This window comes from Catellatospora methionotrophica (assembly GCF_011297335.1).
GTDB classification, from domain to species: domain Bacteria; phylum Actinomycetota; class Actinomycetes; order Mycobacteriales; family Micromonosporaceae; genus Catellatospora; species Catellatospora methionotrophica.
Window position 1 is genome coordinate 144165 of the sequence record NZ_JAAOTJ010000009.1, and the last position, 24151, is coordinate 168315.

The following is a 24151-nucleotide window of genomic DNA, read 5'->3' on the forward strand; positions in this document are numbered from 1 at the left end:
TCGCGGCCTCGGAGGCACTCCGAGGCCGCGAGTCTTTAAGAGTTGCGCCAAGGGTGGGGCCGGGGCCGGGCCGGGGCCCGGCCGGGTGGGGCGGGGTGGGTCAGGGGGTGAGGTCGGTGATGGGGATGGTGGCCCAGGGGAGGCGGGGGACGGCGATGTGGTCGCCGGGGTGGAAGACGCCGGTGGACTCGTAGACGTCGGTCTCGTCGAGTTGGTAGGTGTGCACGGCGAGTACGGGTAGCGGCTCGATGCGCCAGTAGCAGGGGATACCCGCGTCGGCGTACTCGGCGGGCTTGTGTTTGCGGTCGGCGGTCTGGGTGCCGGGGCTGACGATCTCGACGGCGAGCAGTACGGCCTTGGGCGGGAAGCTGAACCAGTCGAGGTTGACCGCGTCGCGGCGTACCACCAGCACGTCGGGGTTGCGCCGGTGGTCGTCGGCGAGGCGGATCTCCTGCTCGTGTAGTGCGGTCAGGTGCTCCGGGCACCGGCGGAGCAGGCTCGTGACGAGCCTCATCATGACGATCTGGTGCCGGGCTGTCGGGGGAGTCATGACGTGCAGCACTCCGTCCACGAGCTCGATCCGGGGATCCGGGGGCAGGGCGTCGTACTCGTCAGGGGTCACCGTCACCGCGCTCGGCAGGGTGATGTGCGCCCCGTCCTGGGCGACCTTGGGCGACGGCCTCGTCATCTCGTCCTCTCGACGGCTGTCCCTCCATGTTAGGAAGCGCACCCCCCATTACCTATAGCGATGGGAAGGTGCCCTTCCTTCGATCAGAAGTTGCCCTCGGCCACCTGGAAGACGGTGAGGCCCAGGTCGCGCCACATCCGCACGACCTGGTTGCGGTCGTCGAGCACGGCGACGACCCACCAGGTGTCCCGGATCCGGTTCTCGAAGATCTCGCGCTTGACCACGGAGTCCTTGCGCTGGTCGCCGGTGGCCCGCATGAGCAGCGCGGCGTACGGGACGCCGACGTGCTCGTCCAGCCAGGCGGCGGTGGCGTCGCGGCAGGCGTCGACGCGGCCGGAGCAGTAGACGATCTCGTGGCCTGCGGCGTGCAGGGCGCGGACCGCGTCGATGACCGGCTGATGCGGCAGGTCGAGGTGGACGCGGGTGTGGTCGTACGGGCTGCGGTCGCCCATCAGCGCGACCGTGCCGTCGAGGTCCACCAGCACCGCCCGGGGCAGCTCGGGTCGCGGCTGGTAGAGCAGGCGGGGGCCGGGCGAGGGCAGCACGAGCGCTTCGCGGCGGCCGGTGAGGTATCGCTCATGCATGCGCTCGATCACCTCGGCGCCGACCCGCTCGCCCTCGGGCCGGGCCGCGTCGCGCTCCAGGCAGACGGCCAGCGGCACGTCGGTGAAGTCGCGCAGGGCCACCGCAGCACCGCAGTCGATGGCGAGGTCGGCCAGCTCCCGTACGGTGCGGGCGCGCAGGTTCGTGTCGTCGCAGATCACGTCCGCGCCCGCCTTGAGCAGCGCCTCGACCTGCGCCCGCTGCGCGACGGTGACCTGCCGCTCCGCCCAGCCCTCACCGAGGTTGCCGCCGTGCAGCATGCGCCGCAGGTCGTCCCGGTTCACCCGGACCCCGGCCTGCTCCTTGGCCCAGGTCGTCTTGCCCGACCCGGGCAGCCCGCGGGTGATGGTGAGGGTGGGCATCGCGTGTGTCTCCCGTCGTGGTCATTCGTCGTCGAAGGTACGGCCCTGCGGTCGCTCGTCGCCGTCGGGCTTGAGTTCCTCCCACAGTTGGCGGCGGTACGGCTTGCCGTCCAGGTGCGCGAACAGGTAGCCGCGCAGCGGGTGGCGACCGGCGATCATGGCGTAGTCCTTGCGGGCCCAGCCCTCGGGAAGCCCTTCCATGATCTCGTCGTGCGCCTGTGCCACCTGCTTCTCCAGCTCGGCGAGGCCGGTGGTGAGGCGGGTGGCCAGCTCGGTGACCCAGCCGTGGAACTCGTCGGGCAGCGGCTCGGCGATCTCGGCGACCGTCGCGCCCGTGCCCAGCGCCGCCCACACGCCGCGGGCGCTCAGCCCGGTGACGATGCGGTGCAGGTGCACGTACTCCTCGTACTTGATCTTCACGCGGGCGTCGGTGGCCAGGGCGTGCACGACCAGGCCCTCCCGGCCGGGCCGGGTGGGCGCGGCCAGCGCCTGCTCGAACGTCGGGTACGTGAACGTCTCCACCACCGGCCCCGGCCAGTCGGCCACCGCGCCCGGCGGGAACGAGCGCCCCGTGGCGATCTCCACCGCGCCGAGCAGTATCAGGTCGTTCAGGCCGGCGTAGTCGACCACGATCCGGTTGCCCGGGTAGATGATCTCCACGAGCACGGTGAGCCCCGGCGGCGGCGACCAGTGCGGGTAGCGCTCGCGCAGCAGTGCCGTCGCGTGGCGGGCCTGGTCCGAGGCGAACGAGCCACGGGTGGCCACGGCCGGGCCGTCCGGCGTCGGGTAGACGATGCCCAGCGAGCCGTCCGCCTTGTCGGTCACCACCACCGGCTCGTCCAAGCCGATCACGGCCGCGCCCGGCTGCCCGTGGTTGAAGAACTTCACCAGGGGCCGCGCCAGCACCGTCCCACCGGCATCACTGATCAACCCACGGCACGCGAGTGTCACCTCGTCCCACAGGTTCGCGTACGTGCACTTCTCCGTGTAGTTGTAGATGGTGAGCGGCAACTCCGGGTGGACCTGCGCGCGGACCAGCCCCTCGGCGATGGCGCGGTCCAGCGCACCGGGCGGGAAGATGGCGGCCAGTGTCGTTGTTGTGGTGGGGGACATGGCCGGTGACGCTACGAGACTTCCTCACGAAACGCAGCCGAGTTAGCCGCTGAAGATCGCGATGAGGGCGGATGGCATACTGGTCAGTCGGCCACCGGGACTGGTTCACGCCCGAGCCGTCCGGACGAGCGTCCGGCGGTGTTGACAGCGACCCAGCGCCCACGAAAACGAAAGGACCGTGACTATGAAGTCCGGTATTCACCCGCAGTACAACGAGACCACCGTCACCTGCTCCTGTGGCAGCACCTTCACCACCCGCAGCACCGCCAAGGGCGGTTCGATCCACGCTGAGACCTGCAGCGCCTGCCACCCGTTCTACACGGGCAAGCAGCGCGTCATGGACACGGCCGGCCGGGTGGCCAAGTTCCAGGCGAAGTACGCCAAGGTCGCCAAGAAGGACGCCAAGTAGCTGTCGTGACGACGCCCGCTCCGTGCACACGGGGCGGGCGTTGTGCTGTTGCAGGTCCTGTCGCTGTCGAGTGAGGATGCGGATATGAGTAACGAACGGCTCACCGCGCTGCTGGCCGAGTACGCGGAGCTGGAGGCGCGGCTGGCGGATCCGTCGATCCACGCCGACCAGGCGGCCGCGCGCAAGGTCGGGCGGCGCTTCGCCGAGCTCACCCCGATCCACAAGACGGCGCACGAGCTGGACGCGGCACGGGCCGATCTGGAGGCCGCCCGCGAGCTGGCCTCGATCGACCCCGACTTCGCCGCCGAGGCCGCCGCGATGGAGCTGCGCCTGCCGGAGCTGGAGGAGAAGCTCGCCGAGCTGCTCGCCCCGCGGGACCCCAACGACGCCAAGGACGTGATCCTGGAGATCAAGTCCGGCGAGGGCGGTGAGGAGTCCGCGCTGTTCGCCGGCGACCTGCTGCGCATGTACCTGCGCTACGCCGAGCGGCGCGGCTGGATCACCGAGGTGCTCGACTCCCAGGACTCCGACCTCGGCGGCGTCAAGGACGTCTCCGTCGCGATCAAGACCCGGGGCGTGCCCGACGGCGGCAACGGCGTCTGGTCCCGGTTGAAGTGGGAGGGCGGCGTGCACCGCGTACAGCGGGTGCCCGCGACCGAGTCGCAGGGCCGCATCCACACCTCCGCGGCGGGCGTGCTGGTCATGCCCGAGGCCGAGGACACCGAGGTCGAGATCGACACCAGTGACCTGCGGATCGACGTCTACCGCTCGCAGGGCGCGGGTGGCCAGTCCGTCAACACCACCGACTCGGCCGTACGCATCACGCACATCCCCACTGGCACCGTGGTGACCTGCCAGAACGAGCGTTCACAGCTGCAGAACAAGGACAAGGCGATGCGCATGCTGCGCGCCAAGCTCGCCCAGCTCGCCGAGGAGCAGGCCCAGGCCGCCGCCGCCGACGCCCGCAAGGCCCAGATCCGCACGGTCGACCGCAGCGAGCGCATCCGCACCTACAACTACCCGCAGAACCGGATCACCGATCACCGCATCGGCTACACGGCGTACAACCTCGACCTGGCCGTGGGCGGCGACATGGACGGCGTCCTCGAAGCCCTCACCACCGCCGACCGCGCCGCCCGGCTGGCCGGCGAGACCGAACTGTCCCGCGCCTGACCGGCCGGGGTCAGTGGCCCGCTGAGTCGTAGCGGCGCAGGCCGCGGCGGAAGACGAGGCGGGCCAGGTAGACGCAGTAGACGGCGACCACCGGGGTCAGCAGGCCGATCCAGGCCGATTCCTTGCCCAGCAGCCAGGACGCGGGAAAGAAGCTGATGAAGGCGTACGGGACCAGCACCGTGAACGCCGCGCGGACCGCCACGCCGTAGATGCTGAGCGGGTACTTGGCCATGTCGCCGGTGCGGATCAGGGTCATCGCGAACACGGGATGGTTGCCGCCGACCCAGAAGGACGCGGCGTTGCCCAGCACGATCAGCGACAGCAGGATGGTGGCGCTGCCCGCGAGCAGGACCAGCGCACCGCCGATCCGCAGCGGGCTCCAGTAGATGTCGGAGTTGGCCAGCCCCCAGCCGATCATCGCGCCGCCGCCGATGAGGTCCCCGATGCCGTGCATGCCGATCCCCGCGCTGACGACCTGGACCAGCACCGGAGCGGGCCGGGTCAGCGGGTAGTCCAGCTCACCGTGGTTGATCTTCCCGGCGAGCCGCCAGGTGCCCTCGAAGAACAGCGGCCCCAGGCCGTTGATGAAGCCGTACGTTCCGGCGAGCAGCACCGCTTCGGGGAACGACCAGCCGTTGAGGGCGGGCACGTGGGAGAAGACGGCACTCAGGAAGATCAGGTTGAGCACCTGGAACAGCAGCCCGGCGACGACGAGGATCCAGAAGTCGGCCTCGTACTCCAGCACCGCGCGCAGGTGCGCGCCGAGGCTGCGCCGGTAGATCCGCAGCGTGCGACGCACGTCAGCCTCCGTGGACGGTCAGGGCACGCAGCGCGCGCCGCCAGATGAGCCGGGCACCCCACCACAGCACCAGGATCCAGACGGCCTGCACGGCCAGCAGCCGCAGCGCCTCCCAGCCGGTGGCCTGGCCGAGGTAGAGCGCGGCGGGCGTGGCGGTGATGCTGGCGAACGGCAGCACCGCCGCCGGTCCGGCCAGCCATGCGGGCAGCAGCGCCAGCGGGATCAGCGCACCCGAGAACAGGGTCACGATCGCGTCCTTGGCCCACGAGACGCCCATGAAGTTCTGCGTCCAGAAGCAGGCCATCGTGGTGATGTACGTGATGGCGAACTTCAACGGCGCGACCAGCAGGAAGCTCACCGTGAACAGCAGCGCCTGGACCGGGCCGGGCACCACCATCCCGCCGGTGAACGTCACGATGGCCGTCGCGGCGATCGCGATCGCGATGAACTCCGTGGCCAGCCCGCCCATGTGCTCGCTGAACCGGGCCCACTGGTAGTCCAGCGGCTTGGTCAGGTCGGTGGCCACGTGGCCGTCGAGGATGCGGTCGGCCATCCACCAGTCGCCGTACGCGCTGCCTATCGCCCCCGACGCCCAGCCGATCAGTAGGTAGGCCTTCATCTGGTCCCAGTCGTAGCCGCCGATCTCGCCCTGCGACAGCAGCGCGTGCCACACCGCCAGCGACCCGGCCAGGAACGTCGCCCCGCCGATCCACAGGATCAGCGAGTTCAGCCGGTAGGTGAGGATGCGCCGCGTCGACATCCGCAGCAACCCGAGATAAGGCCTCATGGCTTCTCCTCGCTGCGCTCGTCGGCGGCATGGCACAGGGTCATGGCCCGCTCGCTGCGCTCGCTCATCGGAGCAGCTCCCCGGCGTACACCTTGCGCACCACGTCCTCGATGGCGGGTTCGTCCAGGTGCAGCTCGCCGACCTCGACGACGTCGAGCACCGCGGCGATGACCTGCCCGGCGGTGTGCGTGAACCGGTCGAAGGTCACCGTCACCTCGGTCGGGCTGGCCCCCGCGACGACCTCGACGTCGGGCAGCCGCTCGGCGAGCTTCTCGGCGGGGGTCGGCTCGGCCAGTTGCAGGTGCATGCGGCGTACCCGCGCGAAGCGGTCCTTCATCTGGGCCAGCGGGCCGTCGAAGATCTTGCGGCCCTCGTCGATGATGACGATCCGCTCGCACACGTCCTCGATGTCGCCCAGGTCGTGCGTGGTCAGCATCAGCGTCGTGCCGTCCTCACGCAGCTCGCGCAGGAACTGCCGGACCCGGTCCTTGACCGAGATGTCCAGCCCGATGGTCGGCTCGTCCAGGTAGACGATCTTCGGCGCGTGCAGCAGCGCGGCGGCCAGGTCGGCCCGCATCCGCTGGCCCAATGACAGCTTGCGGGCCACCACCGGCAGCAGGTCGGCCAGGCCGAGCACGTCGTCGAGGCGTTCCAGGCGCTGCTTGTAGAAGGCGGGACTCAGGTCGTACATGTCGCGCAGCAGGCCCAGGGACTCGCGGACCGGCAGGTCCCACCACAGCTGGGTGCGCTGGCCGAACAGCACGCCGATGTTGCGGGCGTTGACCATCCGGTCGGTGTGCGGCTCGGCCCCGGCCACCCGCACCGTGCCCGCCGTCGGCACCAGGATGCCGGTGAGCAGCTTGATCGTCGTGGACTTGCCCGCGCCGTTGGGCCCGACGTACGCCACGGACTCACCGGCCTCGATGGACAGGTCGATGCCGTCGACCGCCCGGAACTCCTTGAACCTGCGCTGCACCAGATGTTTCAGCGAGCCGCGAAGCCCAGGATCCTTCTCCGGCCGACGGAAGATCTTCGTCAGCCCACGGGCCTCCACCAACGACATGGCCCGACCATGTCAGCGCGCCGCGCGGGGGGTCAACCGGTTTCTCGCGCCTGAACCACCCGGCCCGCCTTGGGCTCGGCTGGTTCCGCGACGTCGACCTGCCCGGCCCCGCCGCGCGGGTGCCTGGCGGGTTCGCGCGTCCGGGCCGCTAGGTTGGTCGGGTGCCAGTGCTCTCCGCCCAGCTCCGCGCCGCCGCCGTCCGGCTGGCCGCGGCCGGGCTCGTCTCCCCCCGGGTGGAGGCGGAGCTGCTCGCCGCGCACGTGCTCGGGGTCGCCCGGGGCCGTCTGCTGCTGATCGACGCCATCACCGAACCGCAGGCCGCCGCCCTCGACGAGCTGGTCGCGCGCCGTGCCGAACGGATACCGCTGCAGCACCTGACCGGCACCGCCCCGTTCCTCGACCGCGAGCTGCTGGTCGGACCGGGTGTCTTCATCCCGCGCCCGGAGACCGAACTGCTGGCCCGCTGGGGGATCGAGTCCCTGCACGGCGTGGCCGATCCGGTGGTCCTGGACCTGTGCAGCGGCTCGGGCGCGCTCGCCGTCGCGCTGGCCGACGCCCGCCCCGACGCGACCGTGTACGCCGTCGAACGCAGCGACGACGCCCTGCCCTGGCTGCGCCGCAACGTCGCCGGGACGCGGGTCTCGGTCATCCCCGGCGACGTCCGCGACGTCGCGCTGCCCGCGCCGGTCGACCTGGTCCTGTGCAACCCGCCCTACGTCCCGCTGTCGGTGCCGGTCCCGCCCGAGGTCGGCCACGACCCCGCCGAGGCGGTCTTCTCCGGCGAGCACGGCCTAGACCTCATCCCCGTGATCATCGCCCGCGCCGCCGAGGTGCTCCGCCCCGGCGGCCGCCTCGGCATCGAGCACGACGACACCCATACCCCCGCCATGGCCCGTCTCCTGGCCGCCTGGCAAACCGTGACCACTCACCCCGACCTCGCCGGCCGCCCCCGCTTCACCACCGCCCGCAGGTAAGGAAGGGCACCTTCCTAACTAGTGGTGCGCGGCGACCTGCGGCGCGCGTGACGGTCGCCGGCGCGAGGGCGTCAAGATCGCTCGGCTTGCCGGGCACCTGTGCGTATCTTGCGGCCTCATTCGCCCATGTGCCAGGCAGGTGCGCCGATCGTGAGCGTCGTGGCGGACCGGCTGTCCGGTGGGTGGGAGCCGTGTGTGCCGGATGCGAACAGCGCATGACAGACTGGCTCACCGTGAGGCTCTACGACTGCCGCAACGTCGTCGAACGTGACCGCGGGATCCAGGCCGCGATCGACGCCGTATCCAGTGGCGACCTTGTGGTCCTGCCGACCGACACGGTGTACGGCATCGGTGCCGACGCCTTCAAGCCCTGGGCGGTGACCAACCTGCTCAGCGCCAAGGGGCGGGGACGGCACATGCCGCCGCCGGTGCTGGTCGGGTCCCGGCACACCCTCGACGGCCTGGTGATGCGCCTGCCGTCGGTGGCCCGTGACCTGGTCGAGGCGTTCTGGCCCGGCGCGCTGACCATCGTCGTCGAGCAGGCCCCGAGCCTGCAGTGGGACCTCGGTGAGACCGGCGGCACGGTGGCCGTACGCATGCCGCTGCACCCCGTCGCGCTGGAGGTGCTGCGCAAGACCGGCCCGATGGCGGTCTCCTCGGCGAACCTCACCGGCCAGGCCGCCGCGCTCACCGCCGAGCAGGCCCGCGACCAGCTCAGCTACAAGGTCAGCGTGTACCTGGAGGCGGGGGAGTGCCCCAGCCCGGTGCCGTCGACGATCGTGGACGTCACCGGCGACCGGCCGCGCGTGCTGCGCGCCGGGGCGATCAGCCTCGACCAGCTGCGCGAGGTCGCCACCGACATGCTGGGCCCGGAGGAGCAGTGATGGCCCCCTTCACGGTGCTGCACGTGTGCATGGGCAACATCTGCCGCTCGCCGATGGCCGAGCGCCTGCTGGCGCTGGCGGTCACCGAGCAGGCCGGTCCGGTCGGCGCCGATCTGGTGCTGTCGCACTCGGCGGGCACCGGCGGCTGGCACGAGGGCGAGGAGATGAACCCGCCCGCGGCCCGCCAGGTGCGCTCGCGGGGCGGCTCGCCCGACGACTTCGCGGCCCGCAAGCTGCGCGCCGAGCACATCGAGGCCGCCGATCTGATCCTCACCGCGACCGCCGACCAGTACGACTACGTGGTCGCGCTGCGCCCCGATGCCGCCGACCGCACCTTCGTGCTCGGCGAGTTCGGCCGCCTGCTGCCCGCCGTCGACCCGTCCGCGCTGCCGACCGCCGACCGCACCCCGGACGCGGTGTACGAGCGCGGCGTCGCCCTGGTCGCCGCCGTCGCCGCAGCCCGCAACGGCGAGGCCGCCCAGGCCAAGGACGACCTCGACGACCCCTGGGGCCGAGGCGACCAGGTGTTCGCCCGCGTCGCCGACGAGATCCAGGCCACCGTCCACCCCCTGACGGCCGTCCTCCTGCCGTGACCCGTGCCACGCCCCACTCGGTTGATCATGAACCTGTGGCACGGTTGGCCGGCGTGCCGTTGGCACCACTTGACGACCTTGAGGCGTGAATGCTCGCTAAGCGGCTGAAGTTCCTGCCGTTCATGCTCGGTGTGACCGCGGCGGTGGCCGTGCTCGCGCCGCTGGTGGCGTACCTCACCGTCGGTGCGCAGGCGGCGGTCGGCGTGCTGGCCGGGGTCGCCCTGGTCGCGGCCAGTTACCTGCTGTCCAGTGTCGTGATCGCCTGGGCGGACTCGATCAACCCGAAGATGGTGCTGTCGGTCGGGCTGCTGATGTACGGCATCAAGTTCACCGTGCTGTTCCTGGTGCTCGCCGTGATCGCCAAGTCGGGCTGGGCCGGGCTCAAGCCCATGGCGATCGGCATCGGCATCGCCGCCATCGCGTGGACCATCGGCCACGGCTGGTGGCTCTGGCACGCCAAGATCCCCTACATCGACGAGCCCGAGCAGAAGTAGCCGGTCAGCCGAAGATCGGCGCGCGACAGGGGTCCTTGACCGCGCCCGAGATCAGGTTGTCGCCCTCGGTGTCCTTGCGGGATGTGCGGGACCAGTCGACGACGGTGCGGAAGGTGCCGGAGCGGCAGCTCAGGCTCAGATCCTTGGTCTGGTACTTCAGCTCGGCGGCGTAGGTGGCCTTGCCCTTGAGGGTGTGTGTGCGGGAGGCCACACTGCGCCATACGTCACCGTCGCGGCGCTCCAGTTTGATCTTCAGGACGAGGCGTTCCGCGCCCGGGGTGGCACAGCGGTAGCGGACCCGCCCGGCGAAGTTGTCGCGGTCCTCGTCGGCCTTCGGGCCATCGACGATGACCGTGCAGTGCACCGGCTTGGTCGATTCGGTGTCATCGTTGCCGCGCGGCTCACAACCAGCGTTTAATGCTGTGAGCAGCACGAAAACCACAGGTATCGTGAACTTGCGCATCGCCGCACCGCCGTGGGGGAGAACGGAAGGGTTCTCTCCATCTCAGCGGTTCGGGTCGGTTAAATCAACATCTATCTCATTGTGATGGAAGATGACGCACCGCCGACCTGGTGATGAACATCGCTCGCGTACGGGGGGTGCGTCGGCCGCTGCGGGGGGTGGCTGATATTGTTCGCCCCGTCATGGCCGATGACCAGCCTCCTAAGCGCCCTCATGCAGAGGGCGCCGATGCGGGTTGGGCGGCCATCGGGTATCTCCTCGGCGGCATGTTCGTCTGGGGAGGGGTCGGGTGGCTCATCGATAAGTGGCTGGGACTCCCCAATGTCGGGCTGTTGATCGGTTTGATCGGCGGCGCGGCCGCCGGGGTCTATCTGACCGTGAAAAGACTGGACGGGTGACCGTGCCCGATCGACGGAGGATGACAGGTTGATTACGCAGCCGGGTTTCCTTGCCTCGGAGTTTCCTCCTGGCGTGGATGTCTTCGACTACAAGTCACTGATCCCGTCGCTCGAGGGCAGCATGTGGGGCGGGGCCTTCACCAAGCTGAGCCTTCTGGTCTGGATGGCCGTCGCCATCGTGATCATCTTCTTCCTGGTCACGTACCGCAACCCCACGCTGGTGCCGACGAAGAAGCAGTGGCTCGCCGAGTCGGTCTACGGCGTGGTGCGCAACAACATCGCCACCGACATCATCGGCCCCCAGGGCGTGCGCTTCGCGCCGTACCTGGCGACGATCTTCTGCTTCGTCTTCGTGACGAACCTGTGGAGCATCGTGCCGTTCGCGCAGATCTCGCCGAACTCGCACCTCGCGTTCCCCGTCGTGCTCGCTGTGCTGACCTGGTTCGTCTACATCGGGCTCGGCATCAAGAAGCACGGCGTGCTGGGCTACCTGAAGCACTCCACGGTGCAGCCGGGCGTGCCGTGGTGGGTGCACCCGATCCTGGTTCCGATCGAGTTCCTCTCGAACCTGATCCTGCGCCCGATCACGCTCGCCGTCCGTCTGTTCGCGAACATGTTCGCCGGCCACATGATCCTGCTGGTGTTCACCCTCGGCGGCGTGGCCCTGTGGAACGCGGGTCCGCTGCTGCTCAAGCCGGCCGCGCTGGGCAGCTGGGCGTTCGCCATCGTGATGACGCTGTTCGAGCTCTTCATCCTGAGCCTGCAGGCGTACGTCTTCACGCTGCTCTCGGCGACCTACTTCCAGAGCTCGATCGCCGACGAGCACTGAGCTCCGGCGCAACCGAGACACTCGCGCCCCTCCAGCGCGACACGCTGGCTTCTCGATCCACAACTGAAGATCGTTCGTACCCATAACCAAACGTGCGCGTGACTGGCACGCGTCGAATTCAGGAGGAACCTACAGATGGTTACCGGCAGCCTTAACGTCATCGGCTACGGCATCGCCGCGCTGGGCCCGGGTATCGGCGTGGGTCTGGTCTTCGCCGCCTACATCCAGGCGACCGCCCGTCAGCCCGAGTCGGCCGGCCTCACCCGCACCTACATGTTCATGGGCTTCGCCGTTGTCGAGGCGCTCGCCCTGCTGGGCCTCGTGCTCGCGTTCGCGCTCAGCTAATCCGGGTCCCGAGCGCCGAGACGATCCGGTGACCGGTCCTAGCCGACCGGTCACCGCCGAAGGGGAGTGACCTATGTACATCGCACAAGAGGCACCTGGCGCGCCCGCTGAGCACGCCGAATACAACGTGCTCGGTGTGCCGCTGGCTGAGGTGATCGTCGGCCTCATCGCTTTCGGCGTCCTGCTGTTCGTGCTGACCAAGTTCGTGTTCCCGCGTATGGAGAGCATGTTCCAGCAGCGCGTCGAGGCCATCGAGGGCGGGCTCGTCAAGGCGGAGAAGGCTCAGGCCGAGGCCGCGGCACTGCTGTCGCAGTACAAGGCGCAGCTGGCCGAGGCTCGCACGGAGGCCGCGCGCATCCGTGACGAGGCCCGTGCCGACGCCGAGGGCATCCGCACCGACGTGCTGGCCAAGGCCCGCGAGGAGTCCGACCGCATCATCGCGGCCGGTCGCGAGCAGCTGGCCGGCGAGCGGGCGAGCATCGTCCGTGAGCTGCGCACCGAGATGGGCTCGCTGGCGGTCAGCCTGGCCGGCAAGATCGTTGGTGAGTCGCTGGAGGACGAGGCCCGTCGTCGTGGCACCGTCGAGCGCGCGCTCGCCGACCTCGAGACCGCCGGAGCCCGTTGATGCAGGCGGCAAGCCGAGAGTCGTACGCGGCAGCTCGGGCGGCGCTGGAGGCGTCCGCCCGGGGTGCCGGTGCCGCCGCCACCGCGGTGACCGCGGACGAGCTGATGTCGTTCGCGGACCTGCTGGGCCGCGAGCCGCGGCTGCGCCGCGCGCTGTCCGACCCCTCCCGTCCGGGCGAGCAGCGCGGCGAACTCGCCGCGAGCCTGCTGCAGGGCAAGGTCGGCCAGAGCACGGTCGACCTGGTGAAGGTGCTCGCGTCCGGCCGCTGGTCGGCCGCGTCGGAGCTGCTGGAAGCCGCTGAGCGGCTCGGCGTCGACGCGCTGCTGGCCTCGGCCGAGCTGGCCGGGGACCTGAACGAGGTCGAGGACGAGCTGTTCCGCTTCGGGCAGATCGTCGACGGCGACCCGCAGCTCGCAGCCACGATCGGCGAGTTCATCCTGCCGGTGGCGAACCGGGCCGAGCTGGTCGGCGGCTTGCTGCGGGACAAGGCGAAACCGGTCACGGTGAGTCTGGCGGAGCTGGCGGTGCGGGGCTTCGGCGGCCGTACGTTCAGCAACGGCATCACCCGCCTGGTGGAGCTGGCCGCGGAGCGCCGCGAGGCGCAGGTCGCCTACGTCACGGTCGCCGAAGGGCTGACCGAGGCGGAGGAGGCGCGTCTGGCATCGTCGCTGTCCGCCATCTACGGCCGTCAGGTCTCGGTGAAGGTAACCGTCGACCCCGCGGTGCTGGGTGGGCTGAGCGTGCAGGTCGGCAGCGACCTCTACGACGGCACCATCGCACGGCGGCTGGCCGCAGTCCGCAACGCGCTCGCTGGAAAGTGAGCGCCGGAGGGCCGGCTGACGCCTGGATGCGCCGCTTGAGCGGTGGCGCGCCGGGACGAACCGCACTCCGTGAGAACCGCAACCGAACCTGACTTTTGACAGTCACGACACCCGTTAGGAAGCTGAGGATGGCCGAGCTGACCATCTCGTCCGAGGAGATCCGTGGAGCGCTTGAGCGTTTCGTCTCCTCGTACGCGCCCGAGATCTCCCGCGAGGAGGTCGGCGTCGTCACCGAGGCCGGTGACGGCATCGCCAAGGTGGAGGGTCTCCCCTCGACCATGGCCAACGAGCTGCTGGAGTTCGCGGACGGCACCCTGGGTGTCGCGCTGAACCTCGACGTCCGCGAGATCGGCGTCGTCGTGCTGGGCGCCTTCGAGGGCATCGAGGAGGGCCAGCCGGTCAAGCGCACCGGCCGCGTGCTCTCCGTGCCGGTCGGCGACAAGTTCCTGGGCCGCGTGGTGAACCCGCTGGGTGAGCCGATCGACGGCCTGGGCGAGATCGCCAACGAGGGCTTCCGCGAGCTGGAGCTGCAGGCTCCGAACGTGATGGTCCGCAAGTCGGTGCACGAGCCCCTGGCGACCGGCATCAAGGCCATCGACGCGATGACCCCGATCGGCCGTGGCCAGCGTCAGCTGATCATCGGCGACCGCAAGACCGGCAAGACCTCGGTCGCGCTGGACGCGATCATCAACCAGCGCGACAACTGGAAGTCCGGCGACCCGGTCAAGCAGGTGCGCTGCATCTACGTGGCGATCGGCCAGAAGGCCTCCACCATCGCGTCCGTCAAGGGCACGCTGGAGCAGGCCGGCGCGATGGAGTACACCACCATCGTCGCGTCGCCCGCCTCGGACCCGGCCGGCTTCAAGTACCTGTCGCCGTACGCCGGTTCGGCCATCGGCCAGCACTGGATGTACGCCGGCAAGCACGTTCTGATCGTGTTCGACGACCTGAGCAAGCAGGCCGAGGCGTACCGCGCCGTGTCGCTGCTGCTGCGCCGCCCGCCGGGCCGTGAGGCCTACCCGGGTGACGTCTTCTACCTGCACTCGCGCCTGCTGGAGCGCTGCGCGAAGCTGTCGGACGAGCTGGGCGCGGGCTCGATGACCGGTCTGCCGATCATCGAGACGAAGGCCGGCGACATCTCGGCGTTCATCCCGACCAACGTCATCTCCATCACCGACGGGCAGATCTTCCTCGAGGAGTCCCTGTTCAACTCGGGTGTGCGTCCGGCGATCAACGTCGGTACGTCCGTCTCCCGGGTCGGTGGCGCGGCGCAGACCAAGCCGATGCGCAAGGTCTCCGGCCGCCTGCGTCTGGACCTGGCCCAGTACCGCGAGCTGGAGTCGTTCGCGGCTTTCGCCTCGGACCTGGACAAGACCTCGCTGGCTCAGCTGGAGAAGGGCGGCCGGCTGGTCGAGCTGCTCAAGCAGCAGAACTTCTCGCCGTACCCGATGGAGGAGCAGGCCGTCTCGATCTGGTCCGGCACCGAGGGCAAGATCGACGACATCCCGGTCGCCGACGTGCGCCGCTTCGAGTCCGAGTTCCTGCAGCACCTGCGCAGCTCGCACAGCGACGTGCTGAAGACGATCGCGTCGGGCACCTGGGACGACGACGTGGCGGCCAAGCTCGACACCCTGATCACCGAGTTCAAGAAGGGCTTCCTGCCCGCCGAGGACCAGGCGATCGTGGACGTCGAGGCCGACGCGCTCGAGGGTGCTGAGAAGACCGAGACCGTCACCCGCATCGTGGCTGAGAAGAAGTAGCCATGGCCGGGCAGGTACGAGTTCTCCGTCGGCGGATCAAGGCGACCCGCTCGACGAAGAAGATCACCAAGGCGATGGAGCTGGTCGCGACCAGCCGTATCGCCAAGGCTCAGGACCGTGTCGCCGCGTCGCTGCCGTATGCGAACGCCATCACCGGCGTGCTCACCGCGCTGGCGTCGAACACCAACGCCCAGCACCCGCTGCTGGTCCCGCGTGACCCGGAGCACCGGGCCGGCGTGCTGCTCATCACGAGCGACCGCGGCCTGTGCGGCGGGTACAACGCCAACGCGATCAAGCTCACCGAGCAGCTGATCGCGCGGCTCAAGGCGCAGGGCAAGCAGGTGGCGCTGTACGTGATCGGCCGCAAGGGGATCACCTACTACACCTACCGTGGGCGCGAGCTCGCCGGTAGCTGGAGCGGGTTCTCCGAGCAGCCGCGTTTCGAGGACGCGCGCCGGGTCGGCGAGCTGCTGATCCAGGCGTTCGTGCACGGCGCGGACGACGGTGCCGACCACGCGGGTGACGACGGTGTGCTGGGGGTGGACGAGTTGCACATCGTCTACACCGAGTTCAAGTCGCTCATCAGCCAGAACGCTGCCACGAAGATCTTCGCGCCGATGCAGGTCGAGGAGCGCGAGGGCAACAAGGGCGAGCTGCTGCCGGCGTACGACTTCGAGCCGAACGCGGAAGAGCTGCTGGACGCGCTGCTGCCGAAGTACATCAACACGCGGATCTACGCGGCGTTGCTGGACTCGGCGGCCAGCGAGTCGGCGTCGCGCCGCCGGGCGATGAAGAGCGCCACGGACAACGCCGAAGAAATGATCAAGTCGCTGACGCGGGAGATGAACTCCGCCCGCCAGGCTGCGATCACCCAGGAAATCAGCGAGATCGTCGGCGGCGCGAACGCGCTGGCGGCGGCGGGGAGTGAATGATGACCACTGCTACTGACACCAAGGCGGGCGTCGGTCGAGTCGTCCGGGTCATCGGCCCGGTCGTCGACGTCGAGTTCCCGCGCGACGCGATGCCTGAGATCTTCAACGCGCTCCAGGTCAACGTGACCCTGAGCGAGGGTGAGCGCACGCTGACCCTGGAGGTCTCCAACCACCTCGGCGGCAACGTCGTGCGTGCCATCTCGATGCAGCCGACCGACGGTATGGTCCGCGGCGCGAAGGTGACCGACACGGGTTCCCCGATCAGCGTGCCCGTCGGCGACGGCACCAAGGGCAAGGTTTTCAACGTCCTCGGCGAGTGCCTCAACCTGGAGAAGGGGCAGAAGCTCGAGGTCACCGAGCGCTGGCCGATCCACCGCAAGCCTCCGGCGTTCGCCGAGCTGGAGCCGAAGACCGAGATGCTGGAGACCGGCGTCAAGGTGATCGACCTGCTCGCCCCGTACGTCAAGGGCGGCAAGATCGGTCTGTTCGGCGGCGCGGGCGTGGGCAAGACGGTGCTCATCCAGGAGATGATCATCCGCGTTGCCCGTAACTTCGGTGGTACGTCCGTCTTCGCGGGCGTGGGTGAGCGCACCCGTGAGGGCAACGACCTCATCGCCGAGATGGCCGAGGCCAACGTGCTGGGCGACACCGCGCTGGTGTTCGGCCAGATGGACGAGCCCCCGGGCACCCGTCTGCGGGTCGCGCTGTCCGCGCTGACCATGGCCGAGTACTTCCGCGACGTGCAGAAGCAGGAGGTGCTGCTCTTCATCGACAACATCTTCCGCTTCACGCAGGCCGGTTCCGAGGTGTCCACGCTGCTCGGCCGTATGCCGAGTGCCGTGGGTTACCAGCCGACCCTCGCCGACGAGATGGGTGAGCTCCAGGAGCGCATCACCTCGGTGCGTGGCCAGGCCATCACCTCGCTGCAGGCCATCTACGTGCCCGCGGACGACTACACCGACCCGGCGCCGGCGACCACCTTCGCCCACCTGGACGCGACCACGAACCTCGAGCGCAAGGTGTCCGACAAGGGCATCTACCCCGCCGTGGACCCGCTGGCCTCGTCCTCGCGCATCCTGGCCCCGGAGTACGTCGGCGCGGAGCACTACGCCGTCGCCACCGAGGTGAAGCGGATCCTGCAGAAGTACAACGACCTGCAGGACATCATCGCCATCCTCGGTATGGACGAGCTCTCCGAGGACGACAAGATCACCGTGGCGCGGGCCCGCCGGATCGAGCGGTTCCTGTCGCAGAACACCTACGCGGCCAAGCAGTTCACCGGTGTCGAGGGTTCGACGGTGCCGGTGAAGGAGACCGTGGAGGCGTTCAAGCGCATCTCCCAGGGCGACTACGACCACGTCCCGGAGCAGGCGTTCTTCATGTGCGGCGGTCTCGACGACCTCGAGAAGAACTACCGCGAGCTGACCAAGTAGGTCTGATCGCCGGAAGGCCCTCCTCCCCTCGCGGGAGGGGGGCCTTTCCGTTGATACGGGCGAAGCAGGAGCGAACGTCGCATCTGCCTCGTTAGCCACATCATGGTGGCGAAACGGTGGGGCAGGGCGGCGCGGTGGGCACGCTGGAGCGTGCTGGGCGGGACGGCGCTGATGCTGCTGAGCGGCGCGTCGCTGGTCACCGTGGACCGGGTGCTCGCGCGGTACGAAGGCGCGATCCACAAGGAGGACCTCTTCGGCGACGAGACCGGCCGCCAGGCGCCGCCGCGTCCCGAGGACATCAAGGGCCCGCTGAACATCCTGCTGGCGGGCATCGACCCCCGGCACGACGACCCGTTCTGGATTCCCCGCGCGGACTCGGTCCTGGTCATGCACATCCCGGCCGGGCTGGACCGCGGCTACCTGTTCTCGCTGCCCCGTGACCTGCTGGTGGCGATCCCGCCGTTCGCGAAGGCCGGTTACGGCGGCAACGCCGCCGACAAGCTCGCGCACGCGATGTACTTCGGCTCGATGGTGCCCGGCGACCGGCGCGCCAACCACGCCCAGGGCTTCGAGCTGCTGGCCGCGACGGTCAGCCAGTACACCGGGATCGCCCGGTTCGACGCCGGTGCGATCATCGACTTCAGCGGCTTCAAGGACGTCATCGACGCGCTCGGCGGCATCGACATGACGGTCGACGAGCGGGTCGCCTCGATCCACCTGGAGCCGGACGGCGACCCCCGCGACCGCGGCGCCAGCGAGACCGGCTACGTGGGCGAGCAGATGGTCTACGAGGTGGGCCGCCGCCACTTCAAGGGCTGGCAGGCGCTGGACTATGCCCGGCAGCGCTACGTGACCGGCGGCGACTACGCCCGCCAGCGGCACCAGCAGCAGCTGGTCCGCGCCATGATCGAGAAGGCGTTCAGCGACGACGTGCTGACCGACCCGCTGCAGATGGACACCGTGCTGCGGGCGGCCGGGGAGTCGCTGACCTTCAGCGGCCGCGGGCACAGCGTGATCGACTGGGCGTTCGCGATGCAGGACCTGCGCCCCAGCACCGTGCACATGGTCAAGCTGTCCGGTGGCGGCGTCGGGCGCTACGTCGTCGACAAGGGCAAGGACGACGACAAGGGCGGCGGCGACGACGGCGGTGGGGACGACGGTGACGACGGCGGGGACGACGACGAGAAGAAGGACGACAAGAAGAAGAAGTCCAAGCCCAAGATGAAGTACCAGTACCAGGGTGAGCAGTTGGACTACTACGCCAAGCAGTTCCTCGCCTCGGTCGCGGCGGGCTCGGTCGAGAACTTCGTGGCGTTCCATCCCGAAATGCTGAGTAAGTGAGAGTGGCCCTCAGCTCACACTGACCGGTCCTGCTGAGAGCCGCTGATCACCGGCGGTTAGACTCGCTGCACCAATCTTGCACACCTGAGGAGTCATCGTGGCCAAGCTGCTCCAGGTCGAGCTCGTCGCCGTCGAGGAGAAGGTCTGGTCCGGGCAGGCCGAGATGGTCATCGCCCGTACCACCGAGGGCGAGCTGGGCGTGCTGCCCAGTCACGCGCCGCTGCTCGGCCAGCTGGCCAACCCCGGCGGAGTGCGCATCATCCTGCCGGGCGGCGAGGAGAAGGCCTACGACGTCCACGGCGGCTTCCTGTCGGTCACGACCGAGGGCGTGACGGTGCTGGCGGAGACCGCGACCCCGGTCGCTACCGCCGCGCGGCACTGAGCGACCAGCGCTCCCGACGATGAGGTCGCTGCTCGAAGTAGTCGCCATCGGCCTCGTCGTCCTGCTCGCCCTGCTGGCGGGCCTGTTCGTGCGCCGCGAGGTGTTCGCGCGCGGCCACGGCACCGTGGAGCTCTACCTCCGGCTGCGCCAGAGCGCCGGAGGCCGCGGCTGGGCACCCGGCTTCGCGCAGTTCCGCGGCGACGACCTGCGGTGGTACCGGATGTTCAGCCTGTCCCCGCGTCCCCGCCGCACGCTGTCCCGGCGCGACCTGAAGGTCGTGGCTCGGCGCGCGCCGAGCGCGGAGGAGGCGGTGCTGGTGCCCGCCGACTGGGTCGTGCTGCAGTGCGCCGACTCGCGGGCCGAGGTCGAGATCGCGATGCCGCTGCACACCGTCACCGGCTTCCTATCCTGGCTCGAAGCGGCCGCCCCCTACTCCACCTGACCGCCGCTCAGGGCGCGGGCGAGCGGCGATAGCGACGCAACGCCAGCGGGACCGCCAGCAGCAGGAGCACCACGACCCAACCCCAAGCCAGCGCGTACGCCATGGGCGGGCGCGGGCCCGGCTCGTTGCCCCACAGCAGGCGCAGCGCCGTGGCGACGGCGGAGACGGGATTGGCCTCGGCGAGCGGGCGCAGCCACGGCGGCATGGTGGCCGGGGGCGCCAGCACGCTGGACACGAAGGTCACCGGCAGCAGGCAGGCCAGCACCAGCAGTCGCGCGGTGCGGGGAGCGCCCGCGCACAGCCCCACGAGCACGGACAGCCACGTGACGGCGTACCCGAAGGTCAGGAGCAGGGCGAAGCCCGCCACGGCCGCAGCGGGGCCACTGTGCACACGCCAGCCCGCGATCACCCCGACCGCCGCCGCGACCGCCGCCGTCATCGCGACCCGGACCAGATCCGACCCGGTACGCCCGAACAGCGCCGCGGCCGCGGACACGGGCAGGGTCCGGAACCGGTCGACCATGCCCCCGCGTACGTCCTGCGCCACGCCCACCGCGGCCAGCCCGGCGGCCAGCGCGACAGCCTGCACGAGCAGTCCCGGCGTCAGGAACGCCGCATAGTCGGCGACCCCCGGCACCCGGATCACGCCACCGAGGATCACCCCGAACACCAGCATGAACAGCACCGGCTGCAGCACCGCCAGCGTCGTCAGCCGAGGTTCGCGCCGCCCGCGCAGCAGCCCGCGCCGAGCCGTGACCCAGACATCCCGTGCCGCCCCCGCGAACTCGCTCACGCCCACATCCCTCTGCCGGTCCACCTGCTCATGTCCGGGCCTCCTCCTCGGCCAGGGTGGGGGTGACGGACTGGCCGGTGAGCTTGCGGAAGACGTCGTCGAGGCTGGCCCGGTGGATGCCGATGTCGACCGGCTCGATCCCGGCCGCGTCGAGGCGGCGCACCAGCTCGACCAGCGCCGGGGTGCCCGCCACGACCGGGGCCTGGACCAGGTGCTGATCGGCGAAGACGACCGCCTGGCCGCCACACACCCGGTTCAGGATGTCCTCGGCGACCTGGGTCTCGGCCCGGTTGCCCAGCACGACCTGCAGCCGCTCGCCGCCGATGTGCCGGGTCAGCTCCTGCGGCGTGCCGCGGGTGAGCGCGCTGCCCCGGTCGAGCACCACGATCTGGTCGGCCAGCTCGTCGGCCTCGTCCAGGTGCCGGGTCGCCAGCAGCAGGGTGGTGCCGTCGCGCACCCGCTCGCTGATCACGTCCCAGATGCCGAGCCTGCTGCGCTGGTCCAGGCCCGCGGTGGGCTCGTCGAGCAGGACGACCGGCGGCGCGGCGACCAGCGCCCCGGCCAGGTCCAGGCGGCGGCGCATGCCCGCCGGGTAGGCGCTCGCGGGCCGGTGCGCGGCCTCGGTCAGGCGGAAACGCTCCAGCAGTTCCTCGGCCCGTGACCGGGCGCGGCGGCGGCCCATCCGGTGCAGCAGGGCGAGCTGTTCCAGGTTCTCGAACCCGGTGAGGAAGCCGTCGACGGCCGGGCGCTGGCCGGACACGCCGATGTCGCGGCGGGCCCAGCGGGGGCGGGTCAGCACGTCCACGCCGTTGACCAGGCAGCTGCCCGCGTCGGGGCGGAGCAGGGTGGCCATGATGCGCACCGCGGTGGTCTTGCCCGACCGGTCCGGCCCGAGCAGCGCCGCCACGGTGCCCTCCGGCACGCTCAGCGACAGGCCGGCCAGCGCGGTCACCGAGCCGTACCGCTTGACCAGCCCCTCCGCGACGATCGCAGCGGCCATGGACACACGGTAGTCACGGGGTGGACCCGGCGCGCCGGATCCGCCCTTTTACCGGCTCGCGACCAGTTCGGCCTCGTACCCCTGCTCGTCCTCCAGGTAGGCCGCGTAGCTGTCCGGGCCGCCCGCGTGCGGGTGCCGGTCGGCGAACAGCAGCCGCCAGCCGTGCTCGCCCGCCGCCGCGACCAGCCGGTCCACGTCCGCCGGGGAGCCCGCGTGCAGCGCCAGGTGGTTCAGTCCGGGGGCGCGCCGCTCGTGGCGGTCGCCGACCAGGTCGGGCGAGGCCTCGAAGACGACGTACGCCGTGCCGTGCCGCCAGGAGACCCCGGCGTCCCAGCGCTGGTGCTCGACCCAGCCCAGCGTGGTCAGCAGCCAGCCCCAGGAGCGCTCGGCCGCCGCCAGGTCCGGCACCCACACCTCGACGTGGTGCAGGCTCACCGGTTGGCCCCGGGCACCCACTTCACGTCCGCCGCGCCATCGGAATTGGCGACTCTTCCGAGGATGAACAGCAGATCGGAGAGCCGGTTGAGATACTGTGCGGGCAGCGGGCCGGTGCGCTCCGCGTCCACGCTCAGCAGCGCGAACGAGGAACGTTCGGCGCGCCGGGCGGTGGTTCGCGCGACGTGCAGCAGGGCCGCACCAGGCGAACCCCCCGGCAGGATAAAAGAATCCAGCTTGGTCAGTCGTGCGTTGAACTCGTCGCACCAGCCTTCCAGGCGGGTGACGTAGTCCTGCGTGACGCGCAGCGGCGGGTACTTCGGATCGGGGGTGATCGGGTTGCACAGGTCGGCGCCCACGTCGAACAGATCGTTCTGGATGAGGGTCAGCACGTTGCGCACATCATCGGCGAGTTCGCCCAGCGCGAGCGCCACGCCCAGCGCGGCGTTGCACTCGTCCACATCGGCGTACGCGGCGATGCGCGGATCGGTCTTGTCCACGCGCTCGCCGTTGCCGAGCGCAGTGGTACCGGCGTCGCCGGTCCTGGTGTAGATGCGGGTGAGGTGAACAGCCATGACAGCGAGCCTAATGGTGGCCGACGGTGGTGACTCCGTCGGCGCGTTGCTGGCGGACGTCCGGACGGGGGGTCCGGTCTCTACGATGGCCGACGTGGATGTGATCCGGGTCAAGGGCGGCGTACGGCTGGCCGGCGAGGTCGGCGTGGTCGGCGCGAAGAACAGTGCGCTCAAACTGATGGCAGCGGCGTTGCTGGCCGAAGGCGAGAGCGTGATCACGAATGTGCCGCGCATCACCGACATCGCGCTGATGGGGGAGGTGCTGCGGCGGCTGGGTGCGGAGGTCGCCTTCGATGGTGATCAGGTGCGCATCGCCGTGCCCGCCAAACTGCACCCGGAGGCGGACTATGAGCTGGTCCGCCGCCTGCGGGCGTCGATCTGCGTGCTCGGACCGCTGCTGGCGCGCTGCGGCAGGGTGCGGGTCGCGCACCCGGGCGGCGACGCGATCGGCTCGCGCGGGCTGGACATGCACGTGTCCGGCCTGGCCAAGATGGGTGCCGACATCAGCGGCGAGCACGGCTTCGTGGTCGCCGAGGCCCCCTCGGGCCTGCACGGCGCGAAGATCAGTCTCGACTTCCCCAGCGTCGGCGCGACCGAGAACCTGCTGATGGCGGCCGTGCTGGCGCGCGGCACCACGGTGATCGACAACGTGGCCCGCGAGCCGGAGATCGTCGACATCTGCCAGATGCTGATCGGGATGGGCGCGCGCATCGAGGGTGCGGGCACCTCCGAGCTGACCGTGCACGGCGTCAGCCAGCTCCAGCCCGTCGAGCACGCCACCATCGGCGACCGCATCGTCGCCGGGACCTGGGCCTTCGGCGCCGCGATGACCAGGGGCGACGTGACGGTGCGCGGCATCGACCCGCGCTGCCTGGAGATCGCCCTGGACAAGATCCAGCAGGCGGGGGGCGAGGTCGACTACGGCGGCGACTGGTTCCGGGTGCGCATGGCCGACCGGCCCACCGCGGTCGACGTACGCACGCTGCCCTTCCCCGGTTTCGCGACCGACCTGCTGCCGATGGCGATCGGCATGGCCGCGGTCGCCGACGGGGTCTCGCTGATCACGGAGAACATCTTCGACGGGCGGTTCATGTTCGCCGAGGAGCTCAAGCGCCTCGGCGCGGACATCCGCATCGAGGGCCACCACGCCATGGTCCGCGGCCGCGACAACCTGTCCAGCGCCGAGGTCACCGCCAGCGACATCCGGGCCGGAGCGGGCCTGGTCATCGCCGGCCTGTGCGGCGACGGCGTGACGACGGTCCGCGCCGTCCACCACATCGACCGCGGCTACCCCGACTTCACCGGCGACCTCCGCTCCCTGGGCGTCCAAGTCGAACGCGCCGAAACCCCCGCCGACCCCGAATACGGCTTCTAACCCGCCCCGCCCGCCCCTCCGCCCTGCCCGGCCTCGCCTCGCCTCGCCCGGCCTCGCCTCGCCTCGCCTCGCCTCGTCGCCCGGCCCCGCGCCGCCATCTGCCGCAACTCTTAAAGACTCGCGGCCTCGGGGAGGTCCTGGGGCCGCGAGTCTTTAAGAGTTGCGAACGTCGGGGCGGGGCGGGCCGGGCAGGCCAGGCCAGGTCGGGTCGGGCCAGGCCGGGTCGGGTGGCTGTGGGGCGGGCCCAGGTCGGGCGGGGC

The 24151-nt window shown here is 70.3% G+C and carries 29 protein-coding genes; 18 read left to right on the plus strand and 11 right to left on the minus strand.

Annotated features, from left to right (window positions below):
• Nucleotides 1–100 precede the first annotated feature (100 nt).
• The 3 genes from HAV40_RS21185 to HAV40_RS21195 all read right to left on the minus strand — a co-directional run bounded on the left by HAV40_RS21185 (nt 101) and on the right by HAV40_RS21195 (nt 2766).
• A complete protein-coding gene (locus tag HAV40_RS21185; protein ID WP_166383895.1) occupies nt 101–688 on the minus strand; it encodes a Uma2 family endonuclease in 588 nt (195 codons plus the stop codon).
• Nucleotides 689–771: 83 nt separating this feature from the next.
• Nucleotides 772–1653: a phosphatase domain-containing protein gene (locus HAV40_RS21190; RefSeq protein WP_166383897.1), complete on the minus strand. Its 882-nt coding sequence runs from the start codon at nt 1651–1653 to the stop codon at nt 772–774.
• A gap of 21 nt (nt 1654–1674) precedes the next feature.
• Nucleotides 1675–2766, minus strand: a complete 1092-nt coding sequence (locus tag HAV40_RS21195) for a 2'-5' RNA ligase (RefSeq protein ID WP_166383899.1) — start codon at nt 2764–2766, stop codon at nt 1675–1677.
• 184 nt (nt 2767–2950) lie between these two features.
• Here HAV40_RS21195 and rpmE point away from each other — a divergent pair, with 184 nt between their 5' ends.
• Nucleotides 2951–3175, plus strand: coding sequence for a 50S ribosomal protein L31 (rpmE, locus tag HAV40_RS21200; RefSeq protein WP_120318328.1), 225 nt, complete (start codon nt 2951–2953; stop codon nt 3173–3175).
• An 84-nt stretch (nt 3176–3259) separates the two neighbouring features.
• Nucleotides 3260–4348: a peptide chain release factor 1 gene (prfA, locus tag HAV40_RS21205; protein ID WP_166383901.1), complete on the plus strand. Its 1089-nt coding sequence runs from the start codon at nt 3260–3262 to the stop codon at nt 4346–4348.
• A 10-nt stretch (nt 4349–4358) separates the two neighbouring features.
• On the opposite strand, the gene HAV40_RS21210 is transcribed toward prfA, so the two are convergent.
• The 3 genes from HAV40_RS21210 to HAV40_RS21220 all read right to left on the minus strand — a co-directional run bounded on the left by HAV40_RS21210 (nt 4359) and on the right by HAV40_RS21220 (nt 6997).
• On the minus strand, nt 4359–5147 hold the full coding sequence (locus HAV40_RS21210) for an ABC transporter permease (protein WP_166383903.1): 789 nt from the start codon (nt 5145–5147) through the stop codon (nt 4359–4361).
• 1 nt (nt 5148) lies between these two features.
• Nucleotides 5149–5934 carry an ABC transporter permease gene (locus HAV40_RS21215; RefSeq protein WP_166383905.1) on the minus strand — a complete coding sequence of 262 codons (786 nt, stop codon included), beginning with the start codon at nt 5932–5934 and terminating at the stop codon, nt 5149–5151.
• Between the two features lie 64 nt (nt 5935–5998).
• Nucleotides 5999–6997 carry an ABC transporter ATP-binding protein gene (locus HAV40_RS21220; RefSeq protein WP_166383907.1) on the minus strand — a complete coding sequence of 333 codons (999 nt, stop codon included), beginning with the start codon at nt 6995–6997 and terminating at the stop codon, nt 5999–6001.
• 161 nt (nt 6998–7158) lie between these two features.
• Between HAV40_RS21220 and prmC the strand changes: the two genes are divergently transcribed.
• The 4 genes from prmC to HAV40_RS21240 all read left to right on the plus strand — a co-directional run bounded on the left by prmC (nt 7159) and on the right by HAV40_RS21240 (nt 9942).
• Complete coding sequence (gene prmC / locus HAV40_RS21225; protein ID WP_166383909.1) at nt 7159–7971, plus strand: peptide chain release factor N(5)-glutamine methyltransferase; 813 nt, start codon at nt 7159–7161, stop codon at nt 7969–7971.
• A 215-nt stretch (nt 7972–8186) separates the two neighbouring features.
• On the plus strand, nt 8187–8855 hold the full coding sequence (locus HAV40_RS21230; RefSeq protein ID WP_166383911.1) for an L-threonylcarbamoyladenylate synthase: 669 nt from the start codon (nt 8187–8189) through the stop codon (nt 8853–8855).
• Nucleotides 8855–9448, plus strand: coding sequence for an arsenate reductase/protein-tyrosine-phosphatase family protein (locus HAV40_RS21235; protein ID WP_166383913.1), 594 nt, complete (start codon nt 8855–8857; stop codon nt 9446–9448). The genes HAV40_RS21230 and HAV40_RS21235 overlap by 1 nt, the downstream gene beginning before the upstream one ends.
• An 89-nt stretch (nt 9449–9537) precedes the next feature.
• Nucleotides 9538–9942 (plus strand): hypothetical protein, encoded by a 405-nt coding sequence (locus HAV40_RS21240; RefSeq protein ID WP_166383915.1) that lies wholly within the window; start codon nt 9538–9540, stop codon nt 9940–9942.
• Between the two features lie 4 nt (nt 9943–9946).
• On the opposite strand, the gene HAV40_RS21245 is transcribed toward HAV40_RS21240, so the two are convergent.
• Entirely contained in the window at nt 9947–10405 is a 459-nt protein-coding gene (locus tag HAV40_RS21245) for a hypothetical protein (protein ID WP_166383917.1), read from the minus strand.
• 182 nt (nt 10406–10587) lie between these two features.
• On the opposite strand from HAV40_RS21245, the gene HAV40_RS21250 reads away from it, so the two are divergent.
• From HAV40_RS21250 to HAV40_RS21300, 11 genes are all read left to right on the plus strand, one after another.
• Nucleotides 10588–10803: an AtpZ/AtpI family protein gene (locus tag HAV40_RS21250; protein WP_144120367.1), complete on the plus strand. Its 216-nt coding sequence runs from the start codon at nt 10588–10590 to the stop codon at nt 10801–10803.
• 28 nt (nt 10804–10831) lie between these two features.
• On the plus strand, nt 10832–11632 hold the full coding sequence (gene atpB, locus HAV40_RS21255; RefSeq protein ID WP_409364979.1) for a F0F1 ATP synthase subunit A: 801 nt from the start codon (nt 10832–10834) through the stop codon (nt 11630–11632).
• A 135-nt stretch (nt 11633–11767) separates the two neighbouring features.
• Nucleotides 11768–11977, plus strand: coding sequence for an ATP synthase F0 subunit C (gene atpE / locus HAV40_RS21260; protein WP_166383919.1), 210 nt, complete (start codon nt 11768–11770; stop codon nt 11975–11977).
• 73 nt (nt 11978–12050) lie between these two features.
• Entirely contained in the window at nt 12051–12602 is a 552-nt protein-coding gene (locus tag HAV40_RS21265; protein ID WP_166383921.1) for a F0F1 ATP synthase subunit B, read from the plus strand.
• A complete protein-coding gene (locus HAV40_RS21270; RefSeq protein ID WP_166383923.1) occupies nt 12602–13423 on the plus strand; it encodes a F0F1 ATP synthase subunit delta in 822 nt (273 codons plus the stop codon). The genes HAV40_RS21265 and HAV40_RS21270 overlap by 1 nt, the downstream gene beginning before the upstream one ends.
• Nucleotides 13424–13551: 128 nt before the next feature.
• Nucleotides 13552–15183 (plus strand): F0F1 ATP synthase subunit alpha, encoded by a 1632-nt coding sequence (gene atpA, locus HAV40_RS21275; protein WP_166383925.1) that lies wholly within the window; start codon nt 13552–13554, stop codon nt 15181–15183.
• 2 nt (nt 15184–15185) lie between these two features.
• Nucleotides 15186–16115: a F0F1 ATP synthase subunit gamma gene (locus HAV40_RS21280; protein WP_166383927.1), complete on the plus strand. Its 930-nt coding sequence runs from the start codon at nt 15186–15188 to the stop codon at nt 16113–16115.
• On the plus strand, nt 16115–17548 hold the full coding sequence (gene atpD, locus HAV40_RS21285) for a F0F1 ATP synthase subunit beta (RefSeq protein ID WP_407924750.1): 1434 nt from the start codon (nt 16115–16117) through the stop codon (nt 17546–17548). Before HAV40_RS21280 ends, atpD begins: the two co-directional genes overlap by 1 nt.
• Nucleotides 17549–17653: 105 nt before the next feature.
• Nucleotides 17654–18889, plus strand: coding sequence for an LCP family protein (locus HAV40_RS21290; RefSeq protein WP_166383929.1), 1236 nt, complete (start codon nt 17654–17656; stop codon nt 18887–18889).
• Nucleotides 18890–18986: 97 nt separating this feature from the next.
• Entirely contained in the window at nt 18987–19271 is a 285-nt protein-coding gene (locus tag HAV40_RS21295) for a F0F1 ATP synthase subunit epsilon (protein ID WP_166383931.1), read from the plus strand.
• 19 nt (nt 19272–19290) lie between these two features.
• Nucleotides 19291–19713 (plus strand): DUF2550 domain-containing protein, encoded by a 423-nt coding sequence (locus tag HAV40_RS21300; protein ID WP_166383933.1) that lies wholly within the window; start codon nt 19291–19293, stop codon nt 19711–19713.
• Between the two features lie 7 nt (nt 19714–19720).
• Here HAV40_RS21300 and HAV40_RS21305 read toward each other — a convergent pair whose 3' ends face one another.
• Genes HAV40_RS21305 through HAV40_RS21320 form a run of 4 tightly spaced genes read right to left on the minus strand, consistent with a single transcriptional unit; the run spans nt 19721 to nt 22516 of the window.
• Nucleotides 19721–20506: an ABC transporter permease gene (locus HAV40_RS21305; RefSeq protein ID WP_166383935.1), complete on the minus strand. Its 786-nt coding sequence runs from the start codon at nt 20504–20506 to the stop codon at nt 19721–19723.
• Between the two features lie 28 nt (nt 20507–20534).
• Nucleotides 20535–21506, minus strand: coding sequence for an ATP-binding cassette domain-containing protein (locus HAV40_RS21310; RefSeq protein WP_166383937.1), 972 nt, complete (start codon nt 21504–21506; stop codon nt 20535–20537).
• A gap of 48 nt (nt 21507–21554) precedes the next feature.
• Complete coding sequence (locus HAV40_RS21315; RefSeq protein WP_239086457.1) at nt 21555–21941, minus strand: VOC family protein; 387 nt, start codon at nt 21939–21941, stop codon at nt 21555–21557.
• Nucleotides 21938–22516 (minus strand): cob(I)yrinic acid a,c-diamide adenosyltransferase, encoded by a 579-nt coding sequence (locus tag HAV40_RS21320; RefSeq protein ID WP_166383941.1) that lies wholly within the window; start codon nt 22514–22516, stop codon nt 21938–21940. The genes HAV40_RS21315 and HAV40_RS21320 overlap by 4 nt, the downstream gene beginning before the upstream one ends.
• On the opposite strand from HAV40_RS21320, the gene murA reads away from it, so the two are divergent.
• Nucleotides 22515–23891, plus strand: a complete 1377-nt coding sequence (murA, locus tag HAV40_RS21325) for a UDP-N-acetylglucosamine 1-carboxyvinyltransferase (RefSeq protein WP_166383943.1) — start codon at nt 22515–22517, stop codon at nt 23889–23891. The genes HAV40_RS21320 and murA overlap by 2 nt on opposite strands.
• Nucleotides 23892–24151 lie beyond the last annotated feature (260 nt).

Excerpts from the sequence above, each read along its gene's own strand:
- HAV40_RS21185 (WP_166383895.1), bottom strand. The coding sequence starts at position 688 with ATGACGAGGCCGTCGCCCAAGGTCGCCCAGGACGGGGCGCACATCACC.
- HAV40_RS21190 (WP_166383897.1), bottom strand. The coding sequence starts at position 1,653 with ATGCCCACCCTCACCATCACCCGCGGGCTGCCCGGGTCGGGCAAGACG.
- HAV40_RS21195 (WP_166383899.1), bottom strand. The coding sequence starts at position 2,766 with ATGTCCCCCACCACAACAACGACACTGGCCGCCATCTTCCCGCCCGGT.
- rpmE (WP_120318328.1), top strand. The coding sequence starts at position 2,951 with ATGAAGTCCGGTATTCACCCGCAGTACAACGAGACCACCGTCACCTGC.
- prfA (WP_166383901.1), top strand. The coding sequence starts at position 3,260 with ATGAGTAACGAACGGCTCACCGCGCTGCTGGCCGAGTACGCGGAGCTG.
- HAV40_RS21215 (WP_166383905.1), bottom strand. The coding sequence starts at position 5,934 with ATGAGGCCTTATCTCGGGTTGCTGCGGATGTCGACGCGGCGCATCCTC.
- HAV40_RS21220 (WP_166383907.1), bottom strand. The coding sequence starts at position 6,997 with ATGTCGTTGGTGGAGGCCCGTGGGCTGACGAAGATCTTCCGTCGGCCG.
- HAV40_RS21230 (WP_166383911.1), top strand. The coding sequence starts at position 8,187 with ATGACAGACTGGCTCACCGTGAGGCTCTACGACTGCCGCAACGTCGTC.
- HAV40_RS21235 (WP_166383913.1), top strand. The coding sequence starts at position 8,855 with ATGGCCCCCTTCACGGTGCTGCACGTGTGCATGGGCAACATCTGCCGC.
- HAV40_RS21240 (WP_166383915.1), top strand. The coding sequence starts at position 9,538 with ATGCTCGCTAAGCGGCTGAAGTTCCTGCCGTTCATGCTCGGTGTGACC.
- HAV40_RS21245 (WP_166383917.1), bottom strand. The coding sequence starts at position 10,405 with ATGCGCAAGTTCACGATACCTGTGGTTTTCGTGCTGCTCACAGCATTA.
- HAV40_RS21250 (WP_144120367.1), top strand. The coding sequence starts at position 10,588 with ATGGCCGATGACCAGCCTCCTAAGCGCCCTCATGCAGAGGGCGCCGAT.
- atpE (WP_166383919.1), top strand. The coding sequence starts at position 11,768 with ATGGTTACCGGCAGCCTTAACGTCATCGGCTACGGCATCGCCGCGCTG.
- HAV40_RS21265 (WP_166383921.1), top strand. The coding sequence starts at position 12,051 with ATGTACATCGCACAAGAGGCACCTGGCGCGCCCGCTGAGCACGCCGAA.
- HAV40_RS21270 (WP_166383923.1), top strand. The coding sequence starts at position 12,602 with ATGCAGGCGGCAAGCCGAGAGTCGTACGCGGCAGCTCGGGCGGCGCTG.
- atpA (WP_166383925.1), top strand. The coding sequence starts at position 13,552 with ATGGCCGAGCTGACCATCTCGTCCGAGGAGATCCGTGGAGCGCTTGAG.
- HAV40_RS21280 (WP_166383927.1), top strand. The coding sequence starts at position 15,186 with ATGGCCGGGCAGGTACGAGTTCTCCGTCGGCGGATCAAGGCGACCCGC.
- atpD (WP_407924750.1), top strand. The coding sequence starts at position 16,115 with ATGACCACTGCTACTGACACCAAGGCGGGCGTCGGTCGAGTCGTCCGG.
- HAV40_RS21300 (WP_166383933.1), top strand. The coding sequence starts at position 19,291 with ATGAGGTCGCTGCTCGAAGTAGTCGCCATCGGCCTCGTCGTCCTGCTC.
- HAV40_RS21310 (WP_166383937.1), bottom strand. The coding sequence starts at position 21,506 with ATGGCCGCTGCGATCGTCGCGGAGGGGCTGGTCAAGCGGTACGGCTCG.
- murA (WP_166383943.1), top strand. The coding sequence starts at position 22,515 with ATGACAGCGAGCCTAATGGTGGCCGACGGTGGTGACTCCGTCGGCGCG.
- HAV40_RS21320 (WP_166383941.1), bottom strand. The coding sequence starts at position 22,516 with ATGGCTGTTCACCTCACCCGCATCTACACCAGGACCGGCGACGCCGGT.